We start from the raw sequence: 20,143 nt of genomic DNA, 5'->3' as shown, positions 1-20,143 counted from the left end.
GCCGGGCCGGCCCGGTCACGGGGGCGGTGGGGCGGGGTCGGCGGCGCGGGTGAGGCGGGCGGCCAGGGTGCGGAGGTGGTCGGCCAGTTCCGGCGGGTCGAGGACCTCGAAGTCGACGCCCTTGAGGGCGATGTGCAACGCGATCTCGTCCAGGGTCGCGGCCCCCGTGTGGAACAGACAGGAGCGGTCGTCGTAGCGCTCCAGACGGCCGGCGGTGGGGGACGTGTGCTCGGCGAGGGCTTCCACCGGGCAGTGGAAGAGGACGGTCGCCCGGCAGCGGTAGGGGGCCGAGGACAGCTTGTCGGTGAGGTAGGCGTTCAGGTCCTCGGCGGGGCCGGGCCGGGGGGCGAACCGGGGCCCGGACTGCGGGGCGGCGTCGACGCGGTCCAGACGGAACGTCCGCCAGTCGTCGCGCTCCAGGTCGAAGGCCAGCAGATACCAGCGGCGGCCGGTGTGGACCAGCCGGTAAGGCTCGACGCGCCGGGTCCTGCCCTGGTAGCCGAAGCGCACGCTCTCGTGTCCCCGGCAGGCGGCGGCCAGCACCGCCAACAGATTCGCGTCCACGGCCGGGCCGGACGCCGTCAGCGGCAGGATCGCCGACTGCATCGCCGCCACCCGGTGCTTCAGCCGTGAGGGCAGCACCTGCTCCAGCTTGGCCAGCGCCCTGAGCGAGGTCTCCTCGAAGCCCGCCACCGAGCCGGACGCGGCGGCCCGCAGCCCGACGGTCACCGCGACGGCCTCGTCGTCGTCCAGCAGCAGCGGCGGCAGCGCCGCGCCGACGCCGAGCTGGTAGCCGCCGCCGGGGCCGGTCAGGGACCGCACCGGGTAGCCCAGCTCGCGCAGCCGGTCCGCGTCCCGGCGGACGGTGCGCGTCGTGACGCCCAGCCGCTCGGCCAGCTCCGGGCCCGGCCAGTCGGGACGGGACTGCAGCAGGGAGAGGAGCCGCAGTAATCGGGCCGAGGTCTCGAGCATCTGGCGGAAAACTCCTCATCGATCGCACCCGGTCGAGGACAGAACCTGTCCTCAGGGCTTCCTAGTGTCGTTCTTGCCGGCCCGCGAGGGAACGGCCCGCGGCGCTGCCGCACGGCACGGCCGCACGGCAGCGCCGCGCAGAGGAACCGCCGCCGCGCAGAAACACCGGCATGCAGAACCACAGGCAAGCAGAACCACAGGCACAGCAAGGGAGAACGTCATGATCCTCGTCACCGGAGCCACCGGGAACGTCGGCCGTCGCGCACTGGAGACGCTGCTCGCACAGGGCCGCGACGTGCGGGCCGCGTCACGCGCCCCGGAGCGGGCGACGTGGCCCGCCGGGGTCCGCACCGTCGCGCTCGACCTGGCCGACCCGGCGTCGCTCGCCACCGCCCTGGAGGGGGTCGAGGCGGTGTTCCTGTTCGCCGCCCCCGGCTGCGGACCGGCCTTCGTCGCCGCGGCCGAGGCCGCCGGCGTACGCCGTGCAGTGCTGCTGTCCTCCGGCGCCGTGGACGACGAGTCCGAGGAGCAGGACGGCCCCATCGCCGCCTACCACGCGGAGATCGAGCGGGCGCTGCGCGGCTCCGCCCTGGAATGGACCTTCCTGCGGCCGGACGTGTTCGCGGCCAACACACTGATGTGGGCCGGGCAGACCAAGGGCGGCGACGTCGTCCGCGGCGCCTACGCCGAGGCCACCGCCGCGCCGATCCACGAGGCCGACATCGCCGCCGTGGCCGTCGCCGCGCTCACCGAGGACGGTCACGCCGGAGAGATCCACCGGCTGACCGGCCCGCAGTCGCTGACCCACGCCGACCAGGCCGCGATCATCGGCGAGGTGCTCGGCCGCCCCGTCGCCTACCAGGAGCTGCCCGCCGAGACCGTCCGGGAGGCGATGAGCGCGCACGTCCCCGGGCCGGTCCTCGACGACATCCTCAAGGTGTGGGCCGACTCGGTCGGTCGGCCCGCCCTGGTCACGGCCGACGTCGAGAAGATCACCGGCCGTGCTCCCCGCAGCTACCGCGACTGGGTGTCCGAGCACGCCGCCGCGTTCTGACGCGGCCGGACCCCGGGGCGGCCGGACCCCGGGGCGGCCGGACCCCGGGGCGGCGCGTGTCACACCTGCCGCTCCGGGACGTCCACCACCAGACCGTCGATCGCGTCGGTGACCGGCAGCTGGCAGCTGAGCCGGCTGTTCTCCCGGCGCGGGCAGGCCGTCGTGTACAGCAGCTCGTCCTCGATGTCGGACACGGCCGGCAGCGTGACCGGGCTGCCCCGGTCGACGTAGACGTGGCAGGTCGCGCACATGGCGCCGCCGCCGCACTCGCCGACGATGCCGTCGACGCCGCCCACGACCGCCCCCCGCATCACGGAGTTCCCCTCGGGGACGTCGAGGGTCGTGGGGGTTCCGTCCGGACTCCGGTAGGTGATCCTGGCCATGCGTCGTGTCCTCCCTGCGTTCGCGCGTCCGCGCTCGTGCCGCGGAGCCGCGCCGGCGTACGTTCCACGGATGCCTGCGGTGCTCTCGCCGCCCACCGTGCCGCGCCGCCCTGGGGAGTCGCTGGGGGCTCGATCGAACGCCGCTTCCGGACCGCCGCCGCCGCTCGCGCGTTCCGGGCCGGTGCGCCGAGTGCTCCAGACCGTCGTGCCGGTGCTCCAGGTCGGTGCGCCCGGCACTCCAGGTCGGTTCGAGAGCCACGCTGGAGGCTGGCCGGTACGTACGGCACTCATGGCGCACAGGAGGCACCCATGCCGAAGACCGGCGAGCGGCTCACGTGGACGGCCGCAGGACCAGGCGAACGCCTGGAGTACGCGACGCTCGAGGTCCCGCTCGACCACGCCGATCCCGACGGCGCGCAGATCACCCTCGCCGTCAGCCGGCTGCCCGCCACGGATCCCGCACGCCGGCGGGGCGTTCTGCTCGGGGTGACCGGCGGGCCCGGCGGCGACGGCGGCCTCGGCGTCGGCATGCCCGCCCGGCTGGCCGACACCCCGCTCGCGGAGGTGTACGACCTGATCGGCTTCGACCCGCGCGGCACCGGCGCCTCGACGCCGCTGCGCATCGAGGTCACCCCCACCACCGCGCCCTTCGACTCACGGCCGCCGGACTCGGTGTTCGAGGCGATGGCCGCCGACATGCGCGAACGCGAGCAGGGGTGCCTGCGGGCCGGCGGCGAGATGCGTCCGCACGTCAACACCCGCAACCTCGCCCGCGACATGGACGCCGTCCGGGTCGCGCTGGGCGAGGAGAAGCTGAACTTCCTCGGCTACGCGTACGGCAGTTACGTCGGCGCCGTCTACGGGACGATGTTCCCCGAGCGCCTGGACCGCAGTGTGCTCGACTCCTGCGTGCACCCCGGCTGGACCTGGCGTGAGCAGTTCGTGGCCCAGGCGCGGGCGGTCCGCGAGAACGTGGACCGCTGGGCCGCGTGGACCGCGCGGCGCGACAACCACTTCGCCCTCGGGACGACGGCGACGCTGACCGTCGCCGCGGTGGAGGGCGTCGCCGCGCAACTGGAGGGCCGGCTCGGGGCGTCCGTGCGGACGTCGTTCGACGGCATCGTGGGCGGTCTGGCCACCGACCGCTCGGCGTGGGAGCGGCTGGGGCTGCTGGTCGGGGCGCTGCGGGACGCGCTCGCCGAGGCCGCCGACGAGCGCACGGCGGCGCTGCTGGCCGAGCACGCCACGGGCGGCTGGGGGGCGCGGGCCAGCGAGCAGTGGAAGCAGAGCGTCCTGGAGGCGGTGACGCTCGAGACGGAGTGGCCGACCGACCTGGAGACCTACTACGCGGACATGCGCGTCTGCCGGGAGCGCTACCCCTACGGGCACGGCGTGCTGCGGGCGGCGCCCTGGGTCGGCGCGTTCCGCACCTTCCGGTCGCCCGAGCCGCCCACCGTGCTCGCCAGGGACGGCTATCCGGCGGGCCTGGTCGTGCAGGCCGACGGCGATCCGATGGACCACCGCGAGGGCGGCGAGGCCCTGGCGGAGCGCCTCGGCCATCACCTGATCCTGGTGGAGGACTCCGGCGAGCACGAGGTCTATGTGCTGAGCGGCGGCAATCCGCGCCTCGAGGCGTATGTGGAGGGGTACTTGGTGGACGGTGTGCTGCCGCCGGCCCGGGTGACCGTCCCCGGCGTGCGCCAGGCCCCGCCGGTTCCCGAGGACGCCTGATCCCCCGGGGACGTCCGAGCCCCCGGGAGACTCCGAGCCCTCCCGGGGGCTCCTGAACCCGGCGGACGCCTCGATCCCCCGAGGACGTCCGAACGCCCGGAGGCGTCCGAACCCCCGGAGGGACTCCGAGCCCTCTCCGGGGGTCGAGCCCTGCCGAGGGGGCTTCTGAGTCCGGTGGGCTCCCGCAACCCTGGGGACTGCTGCATCCCCCGGGAGGGTCCGGCGCGAAGCGGAGGGGAGGGGCCCGCCGACCGGCCCCTCCCCTCCGCCGTCGTGTGCCGTCCCGTCAGCGGCGCTTGCCCGCCGGGACGACGTACCGGGCGTAGAGCAGTTCGCGCATCACGTCGTCGCCGCCCTCCACGATGGAGACGTAACGCAGGTCGCGCACCAGCTTCCCGATGGGATGGTCGTGGGTGTAGCCGAGCCCGCCGAACATCTCCGAGCCGGTCGTCGCCACCTCCCAGCCGGCCTGGCCGCAGTACAGCTTGGCGGCCAGCGCCGAGCGCAGGGTGCCCACCCGGTACAGGGCCGCGGCCGGGTTCTCCGCCGCCAGGAACCGGTCGAGCTCGGCCGCCGCCGCCCGGCACTGGTTGCGCATCACGTCGATCGTCATCTCGATCTGGCCGAGTTTGGCGGCGAACACGGCGTTCTCGCGCAGCGGAGCGCCCTTGATCCGCTTCTCCGCCGCGTACTCCATGGACAGGTCCCGGATCCTGCGGGCGACGCCGATCGCGGTGGCGGCGATGAGGATGCGGCTGGCGTTGAGCCCGATCTCCAGCAGGCGCAGCCCGTTGCCGCGCAGCCGGCCCGCCGCGGGCACCCGGCAGTCGCGCAGCCGGACCCGGTAGGTGCCCGAGCCGCGGACGCCGAGCATGTCCCAGCGCTTGACGATCTCCACGCCGGGCGTGGCGCGGGGCACCGCGACGACCGCGTAGTCGCCGTCGTCGTCGGCGGACCGGGCGAGCACGAGGAGGGTGTCGGCCGGGTCGGAGTTGGTGGAGAAGTACTTCTCCCCGTCGAGGACCAGGTCGTCGCCGTCGCGGCGGAAGACGGTGGCCGTGCGGTTGAGCTCGCTGCCCGCGTCCTCCTCGCTGCCGAGGATGCCCAGCCGCCCGCCGTCCCGGACGAGACGCTCCAGGACGGGACGCGCCACCTCCTCTTCGCCGTGCAGCTGGAGCATCACGGTGCCGAGCACCGGCAGGAAGGAGCCGAACGCGAAGCCGGCGTCGCCGTAGGCCAGTTCGGACACGATGTCCACACTGTCGGCGAGGGACGCGCCGGCGCCGCCGTACGCGGCCGGGATCCACCAGTTGGCCAGCCCGGCGGCGTGCAGCCGGGCCGACTCGGCGGTGGGCTGCTCGGGCAGGCCGTCGAAGTACTCGCCCTTGGACAGCAGTTCCGCGCGGACGAACTCCCGGACCCGCTTCAGCAGCTCGGCGGCGCCGGCCGGGTCACCGGCGCCCCTCGCGCCCGTCGCGCCGGCCGCCCCCGTCTTCTCGGTCGTCTGGGTCGTCATGACGTCCCCTCACCCGGCCTGGACGAACGCGCGTGTCTTGGCCATCGTGGCGCGGCTGTTGGAGCCCAGCGCGTGCCGCACCGCCTGCCGGGCGTCCGCCAGCGTCTTGGGCGGGTCGGGCAGCGCGTCGATGCCCGCCGGGTCGAGAAGGACCTGGTGGTACGAGGTGACCTTCACGGTGCCCTCGGGGCCCTCCTCGAACCGCCACTCCCCGTTGTGGGCGTGGAGCACCGGCGGCAGGATCGTCTGCTTGTAGGTGATCCGCCGCAGCGGCTCGCAGACCCGGCCGGACGCCGTGGTGTGCAGCGAGCCGTCCGGGGAGCGGGTGTCCATCTCCATGAACTGCAGCCCGGTCTGCTCCTCGCGGAGCTCGAGCCGCGCCACGTGCGGAAGCCGCTCCGGCCACCGGGACGCCTCGTAGATGAAGGCGTACGCCTCCTCGATCGAGCCGGTCATGGTCTCGGTGTCGGCGAAGTCGAAGAGCAGCTCCCGCTCGGCGTCCCCGCGTTCGGCCGCCCGCCTGAGGTGCTCCAGCTCCGAGCGGCTGTTGGTGTCGACGGCCCGGCTGATGCGCTCGTGGGCCGCCGGGTCGTCGTCGACGGCCCGGTAGAAGTGGTCGAGCTCCACCGTGCAGCCGCCGTCGGGCCGCTCGGCGATGCGCCAGGTCCCGCCCATCGCCGCGACCGGTTCGCGCGGCTGGATCTGTTCGAACTCGATGCGGAGCCCGGCCGGGTCCAGTCGGCGGCGCGACTCCCAGGTGCGCAGTTCGCCGTTGGCGAGGGCCCAGATCCGGATCCGCTCGTCCGTCTCGTCGCCGCCGGTGCGCTCGGCCCGCACGGTGGGCGGAAAGTACAGCGGCCACAGACCGACTTCGGCGACGATCCGGTAGACCGCGCTCGCCGGGGCCGACACCTGGACGCGGTGGGTCACTTCGGTGACGCCGTCGACGGTGACTTCGGCGCTCGCCTCAGCGCCCGCTTCGATGCCTGCCTCGGTGGTGACTTCGGTGGTGACGGTTTCGGCGTCGCGTGCCATCACGCGCCCTCCAGTCCTGAGATGAAGTTGACAAGTGCCCGCGGCGTCGGGTGGTCCAGTACGGCGCCGGCGGGGAGCCGGAGCCCGGTCGCGGCGGTGAGCCGGTTGCGCAGGTCGACACTGAGCAGGGAGTCGAAGCCGAGTTCCTTGAAGGAGTCCTCGGCGCCGATCGCGGACGGTTCGAGGTAGCCCAGCACCTCGGCGGTGTGCGTCCGCACCAGTTGCATGAGGTCGCCGCCCGCCGCAGGCGCAGCCGCCGCGGCGGCGGGGGCAGGGGCGGGCGCGGGCGCCGGGGACGTGACCGGAGCCGCGGCGGAGGCCGGGGCGACGGGCGCGGACGCCGGTACGGGCGCCGGGGCCGATACCGGTGTCGGCGTCGGGGCGGCGGGCGGCGCGTCGTTGCGGGGAAGGTCCGGCAGCCCCGCGAGCAGTCGGGCCGCACGGCTCCCGGGCCGCAGCTGCTCCGGGGCGAGCCGCAGCGGCACCCGGACCGGAGCGTGCGAGGCCAGGTTCTCGAACAGGAGCCGCATCCCGTCCTCGCTCTCCAGCGGGGCGATCCCGATGCGGGCCAGCGCGGCGGTGTCGGCCTCGGTCAGATGGCCGGTCATTCCGGTGGGCTGCCGCCACAGGCCCCAGGCCAGCGACGTCGCCTCCAGCCCGCGCGCCCGGCGGTACTGCGCGAGGGCGTCGAGATAGGTGTTGGCGGCCGCGTAGTTCGCCTGGCCCGGGTTGCCGAACACCCCCGCCACCGACGAGAACAGCACGAACGCCGACAGGTCCAGGTGCTCGGTGAGCCGGTGCAGATGCCAGGCCCCGGCGACCTTGGGCCGCAGCGCCGCCCGGAGCTGGACCGGCGTGAGCCCGGTGAGCAGCCCGTCGCGCAGCACGCCGGCGGTGTGGAAGACACTGCCGGGCTGGTACTCGGCGACGACCTTCGCGACGGCGTCGGCGTCGGCGACGTCGCAGGCCACGACGGACACCTCGGCGCCGGACGCGGTCAGTTCCGCGCTCAGCTCCGCCGCGCCCTCGGCGGCCGGGCCGCTGCGGCTCATCAGCACAAGACGCCGGGCGCCCTGCTCGGCGACCAGATGCCGGGCCAGTTCGGCGCCGAGACCGCCGGTGCCGCCGGTGATCAGCGTCGGGCGCAGCGGGTCGTAGGAACGCGGGGTGGTCAGCACGAGCTTGCCCTGGTGGCGGGCCCGGCTGAGCATCCGCAGCGGCACCCGGCCGTCCCGCACGTCCCAGGTGCGCACCGGCAGGTGGCGCAGGGCGCCCGCCTCGAACAGGGCGACGAGCTCCTCCAGGACCTCGCTGATCCGGTCCGGCCCGACGCCCAGGATGTTGTACGCCCGGTACGTGATCCCGGGGTGCGCCGCCTCGGTGGCGGCCACGTCCCGCAGGTCGGTCTTGCCCATCTCGGCGAACCGGCCGCCCGGCGCCAGCAGGCCGAGCGAGAGGTCGAGGGCCTTGCCGGACAGCGAGTTCAGCACGACGTCCACGCCCCGGCCGTCGGTGACGGACCGGAAGGCGTCGGCGAACTCGAGGGTGCGGGAGGAGGCGATGTGGTCGTCGGGGACGCCCCAGGCGCGCAGCGTCGGCTGCTTGTCGGCGCGGGCGGTGGCGAACACGTCGGCGCCGAGGTGCCGGGCGAGCTGGATGGCCGCGAGTCCGACGCCGCCGGTGGCGGTGTGGATCAGCACCCGGTCGCCCGGCCGCGTGCCGGCCACGTCGACGAGGCACTGGTAGGCGGTGATGAACACGATGGGCACGCCGGCCGCCTGGGCGAAGCTCCAGCCGTCCGGGAGCGGCTTGACCATGCGTTCGTCGGCGACGGCCAGCGGGCCCAGCGAGCGCTCGAACATGCCGAACACCCGGTCGCCGGGCGCGAAGCGGGTCACCTCGGCGCCGACCTCGGTGATCACGCCCGCGCCTTCGCTGCCCATGGTCTTCTCGGTGGCGACGAGGCCGAGGCCGACCGTGACGTCCCGGAAGTTGAGCCCGGCCGCCCGCACCTCGACCCGCACCTGACGAGGCTCCAAATCGGCCTCGGCCTCGGGGTGTTCGACGAGTGCGAGGTCGTCGAGGGTGCCCTTCACCGTGACGTCGAGCCGCCAGGCGCGGCTTCCGGCCGGGGGCTGCATTCCGCTCTCGCGGGCGATCCGCAGCAGCGGCCGGTACAGCCGCCCGGCCCGCAGGGCCACCTCGGGCTCACCGCAGGCGAGGGCCTGCGGCACGGCCGCCAGGGACGCCGGGTCGTCGTCCACGTCGATCAGCACGAAGGTGTCCGGGTGCTCGGTCTGCGCCGAGCGCACCAGTCCGGTGACGGCCGAGGCGGCCAGGTCGCGGACCGGTTCGCGGTCGGTGACGGCGAGCGCGCCCCGGGTGACCACGGCGAGCCGCGAGGCGGTGAACTGCGAGCCGGCGCGCCAGCTCTGCACCAGGTCGGCGGCGGCCAGGGTCAGCCGCTCGGCCTGCGCCGGGTCGCCGTCCGCGCCGGGGGCGGAGCCGAGCGGGGCCACGACGAACGCGGGCGCCGGATGCGTCACCGACTCCAGGTCGGGGAAGTCCGGCCGGTCCCACAGACCGCCCGCGCCGACCGTCGCCCACTCGTCGGGCGTCGAGGCGTCCGCGCCGCGCAGCCGCTCCCACGCCGGTTCGAGGCTGACGCCCCGGTCCTCGGCGGGCAGCGGCCGCAGCGCCAGCGAACGCACCGTGCCGACAGGGCGGTCCTGGCCGTCGAAGAACGTCAGCGACAGGTCGTCGCCGTCCGGCCGGGCGTGCACGCGCAGGGTCCGGGCGTCGGTGGCCGTCAGGGCGGCGTCGCGCCAGGAGAACGGCACCAGCAGTCCCGCGTCCGCCCGCAGCACGGCCGGGTGCAGGGCCGCGTCGAGCAGCGCCGGGTGGGCGGTCGCGAAGCCGCCCGGCTCCAGGTCGGGCAGCGCCACCTCGGCGAGGATCTCCGCGCCGCGCGTCCACAGGGCGCGCAGTCCGGCGAACGCCGGACCGTAGTGGTAGCCACGCTCGGCGAGCAGCCGGTAGGCGTCGTCGACGTCGACCGGGGAGGCGCCGTCGGTGGACCAGCGCGCGGGCGCGGCGGGCGCCGGGTCCTGGCCGGCGAGCGCGCCGGAGGCGTGCCGCACCCAGCCGCCGTCGGCCTGGCGTGCGTGCACGGTCAGGGCCCTGCGTCCGGCGGCGTCCAGTGGGTCGAGGACGATCCGCAGGTCCGCGGCCCCCTGTTCGGGCAGCGTCAGCGGCACGCTGAGGGTGAGGTCGGCGACGACCGGCCGGCCGACGCGTTCGCCGATCTCGCCGAGCAGCGACAGGAACACGGTCGCCGGGACCAGAGCGGCTCCCCGGACCACGTGGTCGGCAAGCCACGGGTGGCGCTCGCGGTCGACGGACGCGGTGACGACGGTCTGCCCGGAGGGCAGCTCGGTCGGCGCGCCGGTGAACGCGCCGTCGTCGTCGCGGGCGGCGGCCGACGGGGCCGTCGCCCAGAAGCGGGTGCGGTCGAACCGGTAGGACGGCAGGTCGATCCGGCGGCCGGCCGGCTGCAGCGGGGCGAGGTCCACCGGTCCCACGGAGTCGGGGAGGACCGCGGCCGACGCCAGGAACTGGCCCGCGCCGCCGCTGTCCCGGCGCAGGGTGCCGAGCACGGCGCCCGTCACCCCGGCCGCGTCCAGGACCTCCTGGGCGCCGAAGGTGAGCACGGGGTGCGGGCTGCACTCGATGAAGGTGCGGTGCCGTCGCTCCACCAGCCCCCGCAGCACCGGCTCGAACCGCACGGTGTTGCTCAGGTTGTCGTACCAGTACGCCGCGTCCATGTCCGCGGTGTCGATGACCGCGCCGGTCAGCGTCGAGTGGAGCTTGACGTCGGAGGAGCGCGGCGAGATCCCCGCGAGGTCGGCGAGGAGGCGTTCTTCCAGCGCCTCCATCGCCTCGGTGTGCGAGGCGTAGTCGACCTCGATGCGCCGGGCGTCGACGCCCTGCCGTTCGCACCGGGCCAGCAGGTCGGTGAGGCCGGCGACGTCCCCGGCGACCACGGTGGAGGTCGCGGAGTTGACCGCCGCGACGCTCACGCCGTCCACGCTGTTGAGGAGCCGCTCGGTCTCCTCGGCGCCGAGCAGGACGGACGCCATGCCGCCGGGGGGCGCGAGCTGCGCCAGGGCCTGGCTGCGCAGGGCCACCACCCGGCAGGCGTCGGCGAGGCTGAGCGCGCCGGCCACATGGGCGGCGGCGATCTCCCCCTGGGAGTGGCCGACGACCGCGGCGGGCCGCACGCCGACCGACTTCCACAGCGCGGCCAGCGACACCATCATCGAGAACAGCGCGGGCTGGACGACGTCGACGCGTTCGAGTCCCTCGCCGCGCAGCGCGTCGGTGAGCCGCCAGCCGCACAGCGGGGCCAGTTCCTCCGCGCAGGCCTCCATGCTCGCGCGGAAGACCGACGACTCCTCCATCAGCGCGAGACCCATCCCGCGCCACTGGGACCCCTGTCCGGGGAAGACGAACACCGGTCCGGCCAGGTCGCGGTAGGACTCGGTGCGCAGCACGGTCGGCGACCGGTAGCGCCCGGGCACGGCCGGCAGCGGGGCGTCGGAGGCCAGCGACTCAAGCCCGGTCAGCAGGTCCGCGCGGCTGTCGGCGATCACGACGCCGCGCTGCCGGAACCCGCTGCGGCCGCGCAGGGTGTGCGCCACGTCCTCGGGCGCGTCCTGCGGGGTGCGGTCGACGTGGTCGGCGAGGGCCCTGGCCTGGGCGCGCAGCGAGTCCGCGTGCGGGGCGGAGACCGACCACAGCAGCGGGCGGCCCGCGTCGGCTGCGGGTTCCCGCACGGGCTCGGGCTCGGCCTCCTCGATCACCAGGTGGGCGTTGGTCCCGCTGATCCCGAACGAGGACACGCCGGCCCGCCGGGGCCCGTCGCCCCGCTCCCACGGGCGGGCCCGGGTCAGCAGGGCGAGACCGCTGCTCTCCCAGTCGATGTGGTGGGTGGGGCGGGAGACGTTCGGCGTGGCGGGCAGGACGCCGGCCCGCAGCGCCTCGACCATCTTGATCACCCCGCCGACGCCCGCCGCGGCCTGGGCGTGCCCCAGGTTCGCCTTCAACGAGCCGATCCAGAGCGGGCGTTCGGCGTCGCGGCCTTGGCCGTAGACGGCGGACAGGGCCCGCGCCTCGATGGGGTCGCCGAGTTCGGTGCCGGTGCCGTGCGCCTCGACCGCGTCGACGTCGTGCGGGCCGAGCCCGGCCTGGCGCAGGGCCTGCCGGATGACGTCCTCCTGGGCCGCCCGGTTCGGCGCGGTGAGACCGTTGCTCGCGCCGTCGGAGTTGGCGGCGGTGCCGCGGACGACGGCGAGGACCCGGTGGCCGCGTGCGCGGGCGTCGGAGAGCCGCTCCAGCAGCAGCAGTCCGGCGCCCTCCGCCCAGGCGGTGCCGTCGGCGTCGTCGGAGAAGGGGCGGCAGCGGCCGTCGGGCGAGAGTCCGCCCTGCCGGGTGAAGTCGACGAACATGCCGGGCGTCGACATCACCGCGACGCCGCCGGCCAGCGCCAGGTCGCACTCGCCGTCGCGCAGCGAACGCACCGCCAGATGGACGGCGACCAGCGAGGACGAGCACGCGGTGTCCACGGTGAGTGCGGGGCCGCGCAGCCCGAAGTAGTAGGCGATGCGTCCGGAGGCGACGCTGGTCGAGCTGCCGGTGATGCGGTAGCCGCCGGCGCCCTGGTTGTCCTCGTACAGGCGGGGCCCGTACTCCTGGGCCATCGCCCCGACGAACACGCCGGTGTTGCTGCCGGTGAGGGCGTCCCGGCTCAGACCGGCGCGTTCGAAGGTCTCCCAGGCCGTCTCCAGCAGCACCCGCTGCTGCGGGTCCATGCCCTCCGCCTCGCGGGGTGAGATGCCGAAGAACTTGGCGTCGAAGCGGTCGGCGTCGTCGAGGAAGCCGCCGCGGGTCGTGCCGGATCTGCCGTCGGCGAGGTCCGCCGCACGCCAGCCGCGGTCGGTGGGGAAGGAGGAGGTGGCGTCGCGGCCGTCCGCGACCAGCTGCCACAGGTCGGCGGGGGTGCGGACACCGCCCGGGTAGCGGCAGCCCATGGCCACGACGGCGACGGCTTCCTGGTCACCGTCCAGTGGTCCGGTCTGGGGAGTCATCGAAACTCGTGACCTTTCGTGTCGTCCGACCGGAGCGCCTCGATGAGCGCCGCCGGAGTGGGATGGTCGAACAGCAGGGTCGTCGGCAGGACGCGGCCGGTGGCCCTGGCGACGGAGGTGCGCAGCGCGACGGCCATGCGGGAGTCGAGACCGAGGTCGGTGAAGGTGGCGTCCAGGTCGAGGTCCGCGCCCGGCGCGCGGCCGAGGATCTGCACGGTGAGGTCGAGGACCAGGTCCAGCGGGTCGCCGGACCACTGCGGCGCGGCGTCCTCGGCCGCCGGGCCGCCCGCGGACGTCGTCGTGTCCAGCCAGTACGGGCGGCGCTGGAAGGCGTACAGCGGCAGGTCCGCCGGGCGGGCCCGCGGGCCGTAGACGGCGAGCCAGTCGACGGGTTTGCCGAGGACGAACGCGGCGGCCGCCGCCGTGGCGGCCGTGCCGGGACCGTCCCCGCGCGCCGGCCGGTCCTGCGGCTGCGTCTCCGGGCGGTCCTGCGGCTGGGCGCCGGGCCGGCCCGTGAGGACGGTCGTCCCGTCCTCACGGGTTCCGTCCTCGCGCGTCCCGTCGGCGTGGGTCCCGTCCCCGTGGGTCCCTTCGGCGAGCTCCCGGAGCCGGGCGACGAGGGCCGGACGCGCGACGGCGACGACGGCGGCGCGCACGGGCAGCGCCGCGCGGGTCGTCGCCGAGGCGAGGCCGACGTCGCGCAGGTCCAGGTCGTCGCGGCCGTCCAGCCGGTCGGCGAGCAGGGCCGCCTGGGCCCGCAGCGCCGCGTCGGTGTGCCCGGAGAGCAGCACCGGCACCGGCTCCCCGGCCGCCGCCGCGGGCTCACCGGGCCCGGCTGCCGCGTCCTCGCGCCGGGGCGCCTCGCCGAGGACGACGTGGGCGTTGGTGCCGCCGAGGCCGAACGACGAGACGCCGCAGACCAGCGGCCCCTCGTCGGGCTGCCAGGCCCGCCGCCGGGTGCTGACGCGCAGCCGCAGCCCGTCGAGGTCGATGTCGGGGTTGGGCCGCCGGTGGTTGAGGGTCGGCGGGAGCTCGCGGTGGAAGAGGCTCGCCGCGGTCTTGATCAGCCCGGCGATGCCCGCCGCGCCCTCCAGATGCCCGATGTTGGTCTTCACCGAGCCGACCAGCAGCGGCCGGTCCGCGGGCCGTCCCCGGCCGAGGACGCCGCCGAGGGCCCGCGCCTCCACCGGGTCGCCGGCCTTGGTGCCGGTGCCGTGCAGTTCCACGTACGCGACCTCGGCCGGATCCACGCCCGCCCGGCGGTAGGCCTCGGTCAGCACGCTCTGCTGGGCGGTCTGGGTGGGCGTCGTCAGGCTCGCGCCGCCGCCGTCGTTGTTGACGGCCGCGGCCAGCACCGTGCAGTACACCCGGTCCCCGGCGGCGAGGGCCGCATCGAGGGGCTTGAGCACCAGCACGCCGGCGCCCTCGCCGCGCACGATCCCGTCGGCGCTGCGGTCGAAGGTGTGGCAGCGGCCGGTCGGCGACATCGCCCCCAGCTCCTCGATGAGCCGGTCGCCCGTCTCAGTCAGGTTGAGCTGGACGCCCGCGACGACCGCGGTCGAGCACTCGCCGCGCCGCAGACTGCCGAGCGCCTGGTCCAGGGCGGCCAGCGAGGAGGACTGGCCGGTGTCGACGACCGCGCTGGGGCCGGTGAACCCGAAGAAGTAGGAGAGCCGGTTGGCGAGGAAGGTCCGTGCCGTGCCGGTCATGGAGTAGGGGTCCACCACCGCGGACATCCGGCTCATCAGCGCGTAGTCGTCGGAGCAGGACCCGACGAAGACGCCGGTCGCCCCGCCCGCCGTGGGCGCGATGCGCGCGTCCTCGAGGGCGTGCCAGCACAGTTCGAGCAGCAGCCGCTGCTGCGGGTCCATCAGGGCGGCCTCGTGCGGGGAGATCCCGAACAGCTCCGCGTCGAAGAGTTCGACGTCGCGCAGGTATCCGCCGGGGCGGCGGCCCTCGCGCAGCCCCGCGCCCGGGCCGATGGCGTCGCCGCCCCGGCGGAGCAGCCGCCAGAAGCCCTGGAGGTCGTCGGCGCCGGGGAAGCGGCAGGCCATGCCCACCACGGCCACGGGTTCCCCGCACGCACCGGTCGTGTCGGTCAGCTCAGTCATGTCGGTCCCGTCGGCTCTGTCAGTGGCCAGGTCGGTCATGGCGGTCTCCGGCGGCGACGAGGGTGAGCCGGCGCCGCGCCTCGTCCACGGCCTCGCGGTCGTCGCGGCCGCCGCCCGGCACCAGCGCCTGCACGGAGCTGTGCCCGGCGATCACCCGGGGCTGGCGACGGGCCAGCCGGCTGAGGCCGTCGCCCGGACCGGCCTCCAGCAGCAGGCAGTCGTGCGCGGCGAGCAGGGCGGTGAGCGCCGGTGCGAAGTACACCGTCCGGGCCGCCTGCCAGGCCCAGAAGTCGGGGTCCAGCGCCTGCCGGTCGGGGAGCCGGCCCGGCGTGTACGCGGAGTAGAAGGGGAAGGCCGGCCGACGCAGCGGCACCGCGCGGAACCCGGGCAGGGTCGCGCGGACGGCGCCGTCGACCGCGGGGCTGTGGAAGGCCTGCCTGGCCTGCACCGGGCGGCAGATGACACCCCGTCCGTCCAGCTCGCGGGCGGCCCGGGCCAGCGGCTCGCGCTCCCCGGCGAGGAGCAGCTGGCGGGCGGCGTTCACCGCGGCCAGGTGCACGTCCTCGCCGAGCAGGTCGGCGACGTCGTCGGGGGAGGCCGCGACGGCGAGCATCCCGCCGGGCGGGGTGTCGGCGAAGTGCACGACCCGGTCGCGCATCAGGCGTATGCCGTCCTCGAAGCCGAGGATCCCGGCCAGGGTCGCCGCGGCGACCTCGCCGACGCTGTGCCCGATGATCGCCGTCGGGCGCACGCCCCAGCCGAGCACCATCCGCCCGAGGGCGTGGTTCACGGCGTAGAGCAGCGGCTGGGCGACCGTCACGTCGTCGTAGTCGGCCGACGGCGCCTCGGCGAGCCATTCCCGCCGCAGCCGCGGGCCGTCCGAGGTCAGGAGCCGGAACGCCTCGTCCATCCAGTAGGTGAACGTCGAGTCGTGCCCGTACAGGCCCGCGGCCATTCGCGGGTATTGCGCACCCTGACCGGGGAACACGAGTGCGACCGGTGGATTCGGCTGTTGCGCTGTGAGGGGCATCCGGATACCTTCCTTTCCTGCCTTTCCCGCTGCCGCAATATGCGCCAGGAGATTCGACGTTCGCCTGAGCCTCGATCGAGAGCCGCGGACGGAATCCGGCTCCGCCCGGCATTGAGCCGCCCCCGAGCAGTGCCGTGCAGACTCGACGGCCGAATGCCGTCGGGCGGAGGGAATGGTCGTGCCAGCAAAAGAGGTATTCGTTTCCGGGGTGGGACTTCATCTGCCGCCGGCCATGCCGGCCGAGGAGGCGGTCCGGCAGGGGCTGACCGACGACTGGACCGTGCGGCGCACGCGGATGCGGTCGGTGTGCGTCGGCACGGAGGCCGGGCCGCAGATGGCGGTACGGGCCGCACGGGAGGCGCTGCGCCACGCGGACGCGGGGCCCCAGGACATCGACCTGGTCCTGCACGCCAGCAGCTACTTCCAGGGCTACGACCTGTGGGCGCCCGCCTCGTACGTGCAGCGCGAGGCCGTCGGCAACACGTGCCTGTCGCTGGCCGTCGAGCAGCTGTCCAACGGCGGGATGGCCGCCTTCGAGCTGGCGGTCGCCTATCTGCGCGCGGACGCCCGCCGGCACAGCGCCCTCGTCACCACCGGCGACCGGTTCTGCCTGCCGGGGATCGACCGTTGGACCACCGACCCGGGGACCGTGCTCGGCGACGGCGGCACCGCGATCGTGCTGTCCACGGCCGACGGGTTCGCGCTGCTGCGCAGTCTGGTGACGGTGTCCGACCCGACCCTGGAGAAGATGGGGCGGGGCGACGACCCCTTCGCCGCGACGCCCCTGGAGACCAGGACCCCGGTCAGCGTGGAGGAGCCCCGTGCCCGCCTGGTGAAGGAGATGGGCATGTCGGAGCTGATCGACCGACTGCACACGGGACAGCGGGCGGCCTTCGAACAGGCCCTGCGGGAGGCGGACGTCAAGCAGGAGGAGCTCGACTGGACGGTGCTGCCGCACCTCGGCCGCGCCAAGATGGACTTCCAGTTCTTCTCGGCGCTGGACCTCGACCCGGAGCGGACCACCTGGCCCTGGGGATCGGGAGTCGGCCACCTCGGCGCGGGCGACATGTTCGCCGGCCTCGCCCACCTCACCCGGACCGGCGCCCTGCGCCCGGGCCAGACGGGCGCCCTGGTCAGCGCGGGCGGCGGCTTCGCATGGACGGTGGCCGTCCTGGAGATCCTGACCGCGGTCTGAAAAACATCCGGCGGCCCCCGTCACGGGGCGCGCGGACTGCGGCGGGTTCCGCGGAACCGTCGCACTCCCCGCACGTGGCGGGCCCGCCGCGGGCGGATTCGCCGACGTCAGACACACGCTGTGCGCCGACCGACCAGCTCAGGCGCCCCACGCCGGCCAAGGCGGGGCCGGGGCCCGAGGTCGGAGCCGGGGCCAGGGGTCGGGGGCCGGGGGCCGGACCTGGATGTGGTGCGCGGAGTGCGGTGTGTTCTGGGGAACCGTCGCACTCCGCGCTCGTGGGCGGGCCCACCACAAGCGCGGAGTGCGGTGGGTTCCGGGGAACCGTCGCACTCCGCGCTCGTGGTGGGCCCGGTGTGGGCGGATCCGGCGGGGTCAGGCGCCTCGTTGGGCGCTGACGAGTCGGCGGCGGTACCCCACGCCGGCGGCCTCGGCCGCGACCTCCGTCACGTACCTGCCGTACGGCGACTTCATCCCCTCGCCCAGCCGTCGGCATGTGTCGGCGTCGATGAAGCCCATCTGCAGCGCGACCTCCTCCAGGCAGGCGATGCGCACCCCCATGCGCTCCTCCATGGCCTGCACGTAGATGCCGGCCTTCAGCAGCGACTCGGCGGTGCCCGTGTCGAGCCAGGCGAAGCCCCGGCCGAGCTCGATGAGTTTGGCCTTGCCGCGCTCCAGGTACCACCGGTTGACGTCGGTGATCTCCAGTTCGCCGCGCGGCGACGGGGTCAGGTTCTTGGCCACGTCCACGACGTCGTTGTCGTAGAAGTACAGGCCGGTGATCGCCCGGTCGGACTTGGGTTCGGCCGGCTTCTCCTCGAGCGAGACGAGCCGCCCCTCGGCGTCGGTCACCCCGACCCCGTACCGCTCGGGGTCCGGCACCGGATAGCCGAAGAGGACGCAGCCGTCCACGTCACGGGCGTTGCGGCGCAGCAGCTCCCGGAATCCGGAGCCGTGGAAGATGTTGTCGCCCAGCACCAGGGCCACCGGATCGGCGCCGATGAAGTCGGCCCCGATGGTGAAGGCCTGCGCCAGGCCGCCGGGGCTCTCCTGCGCGGCGTAGCTGAGCGAGATGCCCAGCCGCGAGCCGTCGCCGAGGAGCCGCTGGAAGTACGGCATGTCGGTGGGCGTGGTGATCACGAGGATGTCCCGGATGTCGGCCAGCATGAGCACCGACAGCGGGTAGTAGATCATCGGTTTGTCACTGACGGGGAGGAGCTGTTTCGACACGGCCAAAGTGATCGGATGCAGCCGGGTCCCCGTGCCTCCGGCGAGGACTATCCCCTTCATCGTGGTCGCCCGCCTCAGGCGGCCGGACGGTCCTGGTCGATGACGCGCTCCCGGGTCCGGATCTCGCCGGTCTCGGTGCGCACCAGTTCGTCCACCACGGTGAAGGTCGGCTCGAAGTCCACCTTCCCGGCGGCGTCGGTCCGGGTGACCAGGCAGACGTAGTCCACCCGCCAGCCGTCCGCGGTCTTCTCCACGAGGTAGTGGTCGAACCAGTGCCGGGGCACGACCGACCGGTACCGCGGGAGGGCGGCCTGCATCGCCGCGACCATCGCCGCACGGCCGGCGAGGCGTTCGCCGCGGTGCGCGTGGTCGATGACGCCGTCCTCGGTGAAGGTGTCGGCGAACTCCTCGATCTTCAGGGCGTCCATCAGGCGGCACTGTCGGGCGTAGAAGCCGAGGATCTCCACGTGCTCCTCGGCCGTCACCTTCTGCCGCTCAGCGGTCTGCGTAGCCACGGTGTGCTCCTCCTCGGGCATGGGTTTCCTTCTCCGGAAGCGTTCTCCGGGCAGCTCGAAACCGACTGGACTACCGCTGCACCGGAATTCCCCGAAGCCGGACTCACCGGGTGTTCCAGCGGGGCTCATGCCGTTCGGGCCATCCTTCCGACAAATTGTCGCGGCACTTTCTTCGCACCGGGAACGGAGTTCGAAATGACGTTGCAACAGGTCCGGTCGGAAATGCGCGAGGTCGCCCCGTCGGTCTACGCCTGGATTCAGCCCGACGGCGGGTGGTGCCTGAACAACGCGGGGCTGATCCTCGACGGGGAGTGCGCGGTGCTGGTCGACACGGCCGCCACCGAGCGCCGTACCCGCGTGCTGGCCGAGGCGGTGGGCGCGCTGGCGCCGGCCGGCCCGGACTTCCTCGTCAACACGCACTTCCACGGCGACCACACGTTCGGCAACTCCTACTTCAAGCCGCGGGCGACGATCATCGCCCACGAGAACTGCGCCCGGGACCAGATAGCCGCGGGCCCCGGCCTGCGCGGCCTGTGGCCGGACGTGGAGTGGGGGGAGACGCCGGTCCTCGGGCCCGACGTGACCTATCGCGGCGACGAGGCCGCCGTCCACTCGGGCGGCCGGCGCATCGCGCTGCTGCACCCGGGGACGGCCCACACCACCGGGGACACGGTGGTGTGGCTGCCCGACGAGGGCGTCCTGTTCACCGGGGACGTCGTGTGGTCGGGGAGCACCCCGTTCTGCCTGATGGGCTCGGTGACGGGGTCGCTGGAGGCGATCGAGCGGCTGCGCGCGCTCGGAGCGCAGACGGTGGTCCCCGGTCACGGGCCGGTCGGCGGCGCGGAGTTGCTGGACGAGACCGCCGCCTATCTGAGCTGGCTGCTGGACGTGGCGGAAGGGGGGCTGCGCGCCGGACGGTCGGCGCTGGAGACGGCCCGGAGCACCGAGCTGGGCGCCTGGGCCGCGTTCCTCGACGCCGAGCGCATCGTCGGAAACCTGCACCGCGCCTACGCCGAGCTCGCCGGAGCGGCGCCGGGCGCGCCGATCGACGTGGCGACGGCCTTCGGGGAGATGACGCAGTTCCACGGCGGTCTCCCGGTGTGCCACGCCTGAAGGACGGCCGACAGGCGCGTGGGGGGTGTGACGCGATCGCGTCATCTGGAACGAGATGTCCATACCGCCCGCGTCCCGAGCATACGAAAGGGTCGCGAAGCAGGTCGCACAGGGC

General features: G+C 74.5%; 12 protein-coding genes and 1 pseudogene. 4 read left to right on the top strand and 9 right to left on the bottom strand.

What is annotated here, in order from left to right; all coding sequences use genetic code 11:
- Nucleotides 1-15 precede the first annotated feature (15 nt).
- Nucleotides 16-972 carry a helix-turn-helix transcriptional regulator gene (locus tag ABT300_RS03245; RefSeq protein WP_351671378.1) on the bottom strand — a complete coding sequence of 319 codons (957 nt, stop codon included), beginning with the start codon at nucleotides 970-972 and terminating at the stop codon, nucleotides 16-18.
- A gap of 220 nt (nucleotides 973-1,192) precedes the next feature.
- Between ABT300_RS03245 and ABT300_RS03240 the strand changes: the two genes are divergently transcribed.
- Nucleotides 1,193-2,026, top strand: a complete 834-nt coding sequence (locus ABT300_RS03240; protein WP_351671375.1) for an NAD(P)H-binding protein — start codon at nucleotides 1,193-1,195, stop codon at nucleotides 2,024-2,026.
- A 59-nt stretch (nucleotides 2,027-2,085) separates the two neighbouring features.
- Here ABT300_RS03240 and ABT300_RS03235 read toward each other — a convergent pair whose 3' ends face one another.
- The gene (locus ABT300_RS03235; protein WP_107442658.1) at nucleotides 2,086-2,409 is read right to left on the bottom strand and encodes a 2Fe-2S iron-sulfur cluster-binding protein; all 324 of its coding nucleotides are present in this window, start codon (nucleotides 2,407-2,409) and stop codon (nucleotides 2,086-2,088) included.
- A gap of 309 nt (nucleotides 2,410-2,718) precedes the next feature.
- On the opposite strand from ABT300_RS03235, the gene ABT300_RS03230 reads away from it, so the two are divergent.
- Nucleotides 2,719-4,140: an alpha/beta fold hydrolase gene (locus ABT300_RS03230; RefSeq protein ID WP_351671371.1), complete on the top strand. Its 1,422-nt coding sequence runs from the start codon at nucleotides 2,719-2,721 to the stop codon at nucleotides 4,138-4,140.
- Between the two features lie 286 nt (nucleotides 4,141-4,426).
- Here ABT300_RS03230 and ABT300_RS03225 read toward each other — a convergent pair whose 3' ends face one another.
- The 5 genes and pseudogenes from ABT300_RS03225 to ABT300_RS03205 form a co-directional block, all read right to left on the bottom strand.
- Nucleotides 4,427-5,656: an acyl-CoA dehydrogenase family protein gene (locus ABT300_RS03225; protein WP_351671368.1), complete on the bottom strand. Its 1,230-nt coding sequence runs from the start codon at nucleotides 5,654-5,656 to the stop codon at nucleotides 4,427-4,429.
- A gap of 9 nt (nucleotides 5,657-5,665) precedes the next feature.
- Nucleotides 5,666-6,691 carry an aromatase/cyclase gene (locus tag ABT300_RS03220; RefSeq protein ID WP_351671365.1) on the bottom strand — a complete coding sequence of 342 codons (1,026 nt, stop codon included), beginning with the start codon at nucleotides 6,689-6,691 and terminating at the stop codon, nucleotides 5,666-5,668.
- A pseudogene (locus ABT300_RS03215) lies at nucleotides 6,691-12,819 on the bottom strand (type I polyketide synthase); the annotation flags it as partial. The pseudogene ABT300_RS03215 and the gene ABT300_RS03220, both read right to left, overlap by 1 nt.
- Nucleotides 12,820-12,833: 14 nt before the next feature.
- The gene (locus ABT300_RS03210; protein ID WP_351671360.1) at nucleotides 12,834-14,948 is read right to left on the bottom strand and encodes a beta-ketoacyl synthase N-terminal-like domain-containing protein; all 2,115 of its coding nucleotides are present in this window, start codon (nucleotides 14,946-14,948) and stop codon (nucleotides 12,834-12,836) included.
- Between the two features lie 19 nt (nucleotides 14,949-14,967).
- Entirely contained in the window at nucleotides 14,968-15,978 is a 1,011-nt protein-coding gene (locus ABT300_RS03205; protein ID WP_452993976.1) for an acyltransferase domain-containing protein, read from the bottom strand.
- A 208-nt stretch (nucleotides 15,979-16,186) separates the two neighbouring features.
- On the opposite strand from ABT300_RS03205, the gene ABT300_RS03200 reads away from it, so the two are divergent.
- Nucleotides 16,187-17,173 (top strand): ketoacyl-ACP synthase III family protein, encoded by a 987-nt coding sequence (locus tag ABT300_RS03200; protein ID WP_351671354.1) that lies wholly within the window; start codon nucleotides 16,187-16,189, stop codon nucleotides 17,171-17,173.
- Between the two features lie 372 nt (nucleotides 17,174-17,545).
- On the opposite strand, the gene rfbA is transcribed toward ABT300_RS03200, so the two are convergent.
- Nucleotides 17,546-18,460, bottom strand: coding sequence for a glucose-1-phosphate thymidylyltransferase RfbA (gene rfbA / locus ABT300_RS03195; RefSeq protein WP_351671351.1), 915 nt, complete (start codon nucleotides 18,458-18,460; stop codon nucleotides 17,546-17,548).
- A gap of 14 nt (nucleotides 18,461-18,474) precedes the next feature.
- Complete coding sequence (locus tag ABT300_RS03190; RefSeq protein ID WP_319275504.1) at nucleotides 18,475-18,915, bottom strand: nuclear transport factor 2 family protein; 441 nt, start codon at nucleotides 18,913-18,915, stop codon at nucleotides 18,475-18,477.
- Between the two features lie 195 nt (nucleotides 18,916-19,110).
- On the opposite strand from ABT300_RS03190, the gene ABT300_RS03185 reads away from it, so the two are divergent.
- Nucleotides 19,111-20,028 carry an MBL fold metallo-hydrolase gene (locus ABT300_RS03185; RefSeq protein WP_351671347.1) on the top strand — a complete coding sequence of 306 codons (918 nt, stop codon included), beginning with the start codon at nucleotides 19,111-19,113 and terminating at the stop codon, nucleotides 20,026-20,028.
- Nucleotides 20,029-20,143: the final 115 nt, after the last annotated feature.

Origin of the sequence: Streptomyces sp. NPDC001027 (assembly GCF_040299045.1) — a bacterium.
Lineage (GTDB): Bacteria > Actinomycetota > Actinomycetes > Streptomycetales > Streptomycetaceae > Streptomyces.
This window is presented reverse-complemented; position numbering and strand designations above follow the sequence as displayed.

Bases quoted from the DNA above. Each gene is read 5' to 3' on its own strand.
- ABT300_RS03220 (WP_351671365.1), bottom strand. From the start codon at position 6,691: ATGGCACGCGACGCCGAAACCGTCACCACCGAAGTCACCACCGAGGCA.
- ABT300_RS03230 (WP_351671371.1), top strand. From the start codon at position 2,719: ATGCCGAAGACCGGCGAGCGGCTCACGTGGACGGCCGCAGGACCAGGC.
- ABT300_RS03205 (WP_452993976.1), bottom strand. From the start codon at position 15,978: ATGCCCCTCACAGCGCAACAGCCGAATCCACCGGTCGCACTCGTGTTC.
- ABT300_RS03210 (WP_351671360.1), bottom strand. From the start codon at position 14,948: ATGACTGAGCTGACCGACACGACCGGTGCGTGCGGGGAACCCGTGGCC.
- ABT300_RS03245 (WP_351671378.1), bottom strand. From the start codon at position 972: ATGCTCGAGACCTCGGCCCGATTACTGCGGCTCCTCTCCCTGCTGCAG.
- ABT300_RS03225 (WP_351671368.1), bottom strand. From the start codon at position 5,656: ATGACGACCCAGACGACCGAGAAGACGGGGGCGGCCGGCGCGACGGGC.
- ABT300_RS03240 (WP_351671375.1), top strand. From the start codon at position 1,193: ATGATCCTCGTCACCGGAGCCACCGGGAACGTCGGCCGTCGCGCACTG.
- rfbA (WP_351671351.1), bottom strand. From the start codon at position 18,460: ATGAAGGGGATAGTCCTCGCCGGAGGCACGGGGACCCGGCTGCATCCG.
- ABT300_RS03235 (WP_107442658.1), bottom strand. From the start codon at position 2,409: ATGGCCAGGATCACCTACCGGAGTCCGGACGGAACCCCCACGACCCTC.
- ABT300_RS03185 (WP_351671347.1), top strand. From the start codon at position 19,111: ATGACGTTGCAACAGGTCCGGTCGGAAATGCGCGAGGTCGCCCCGTCG.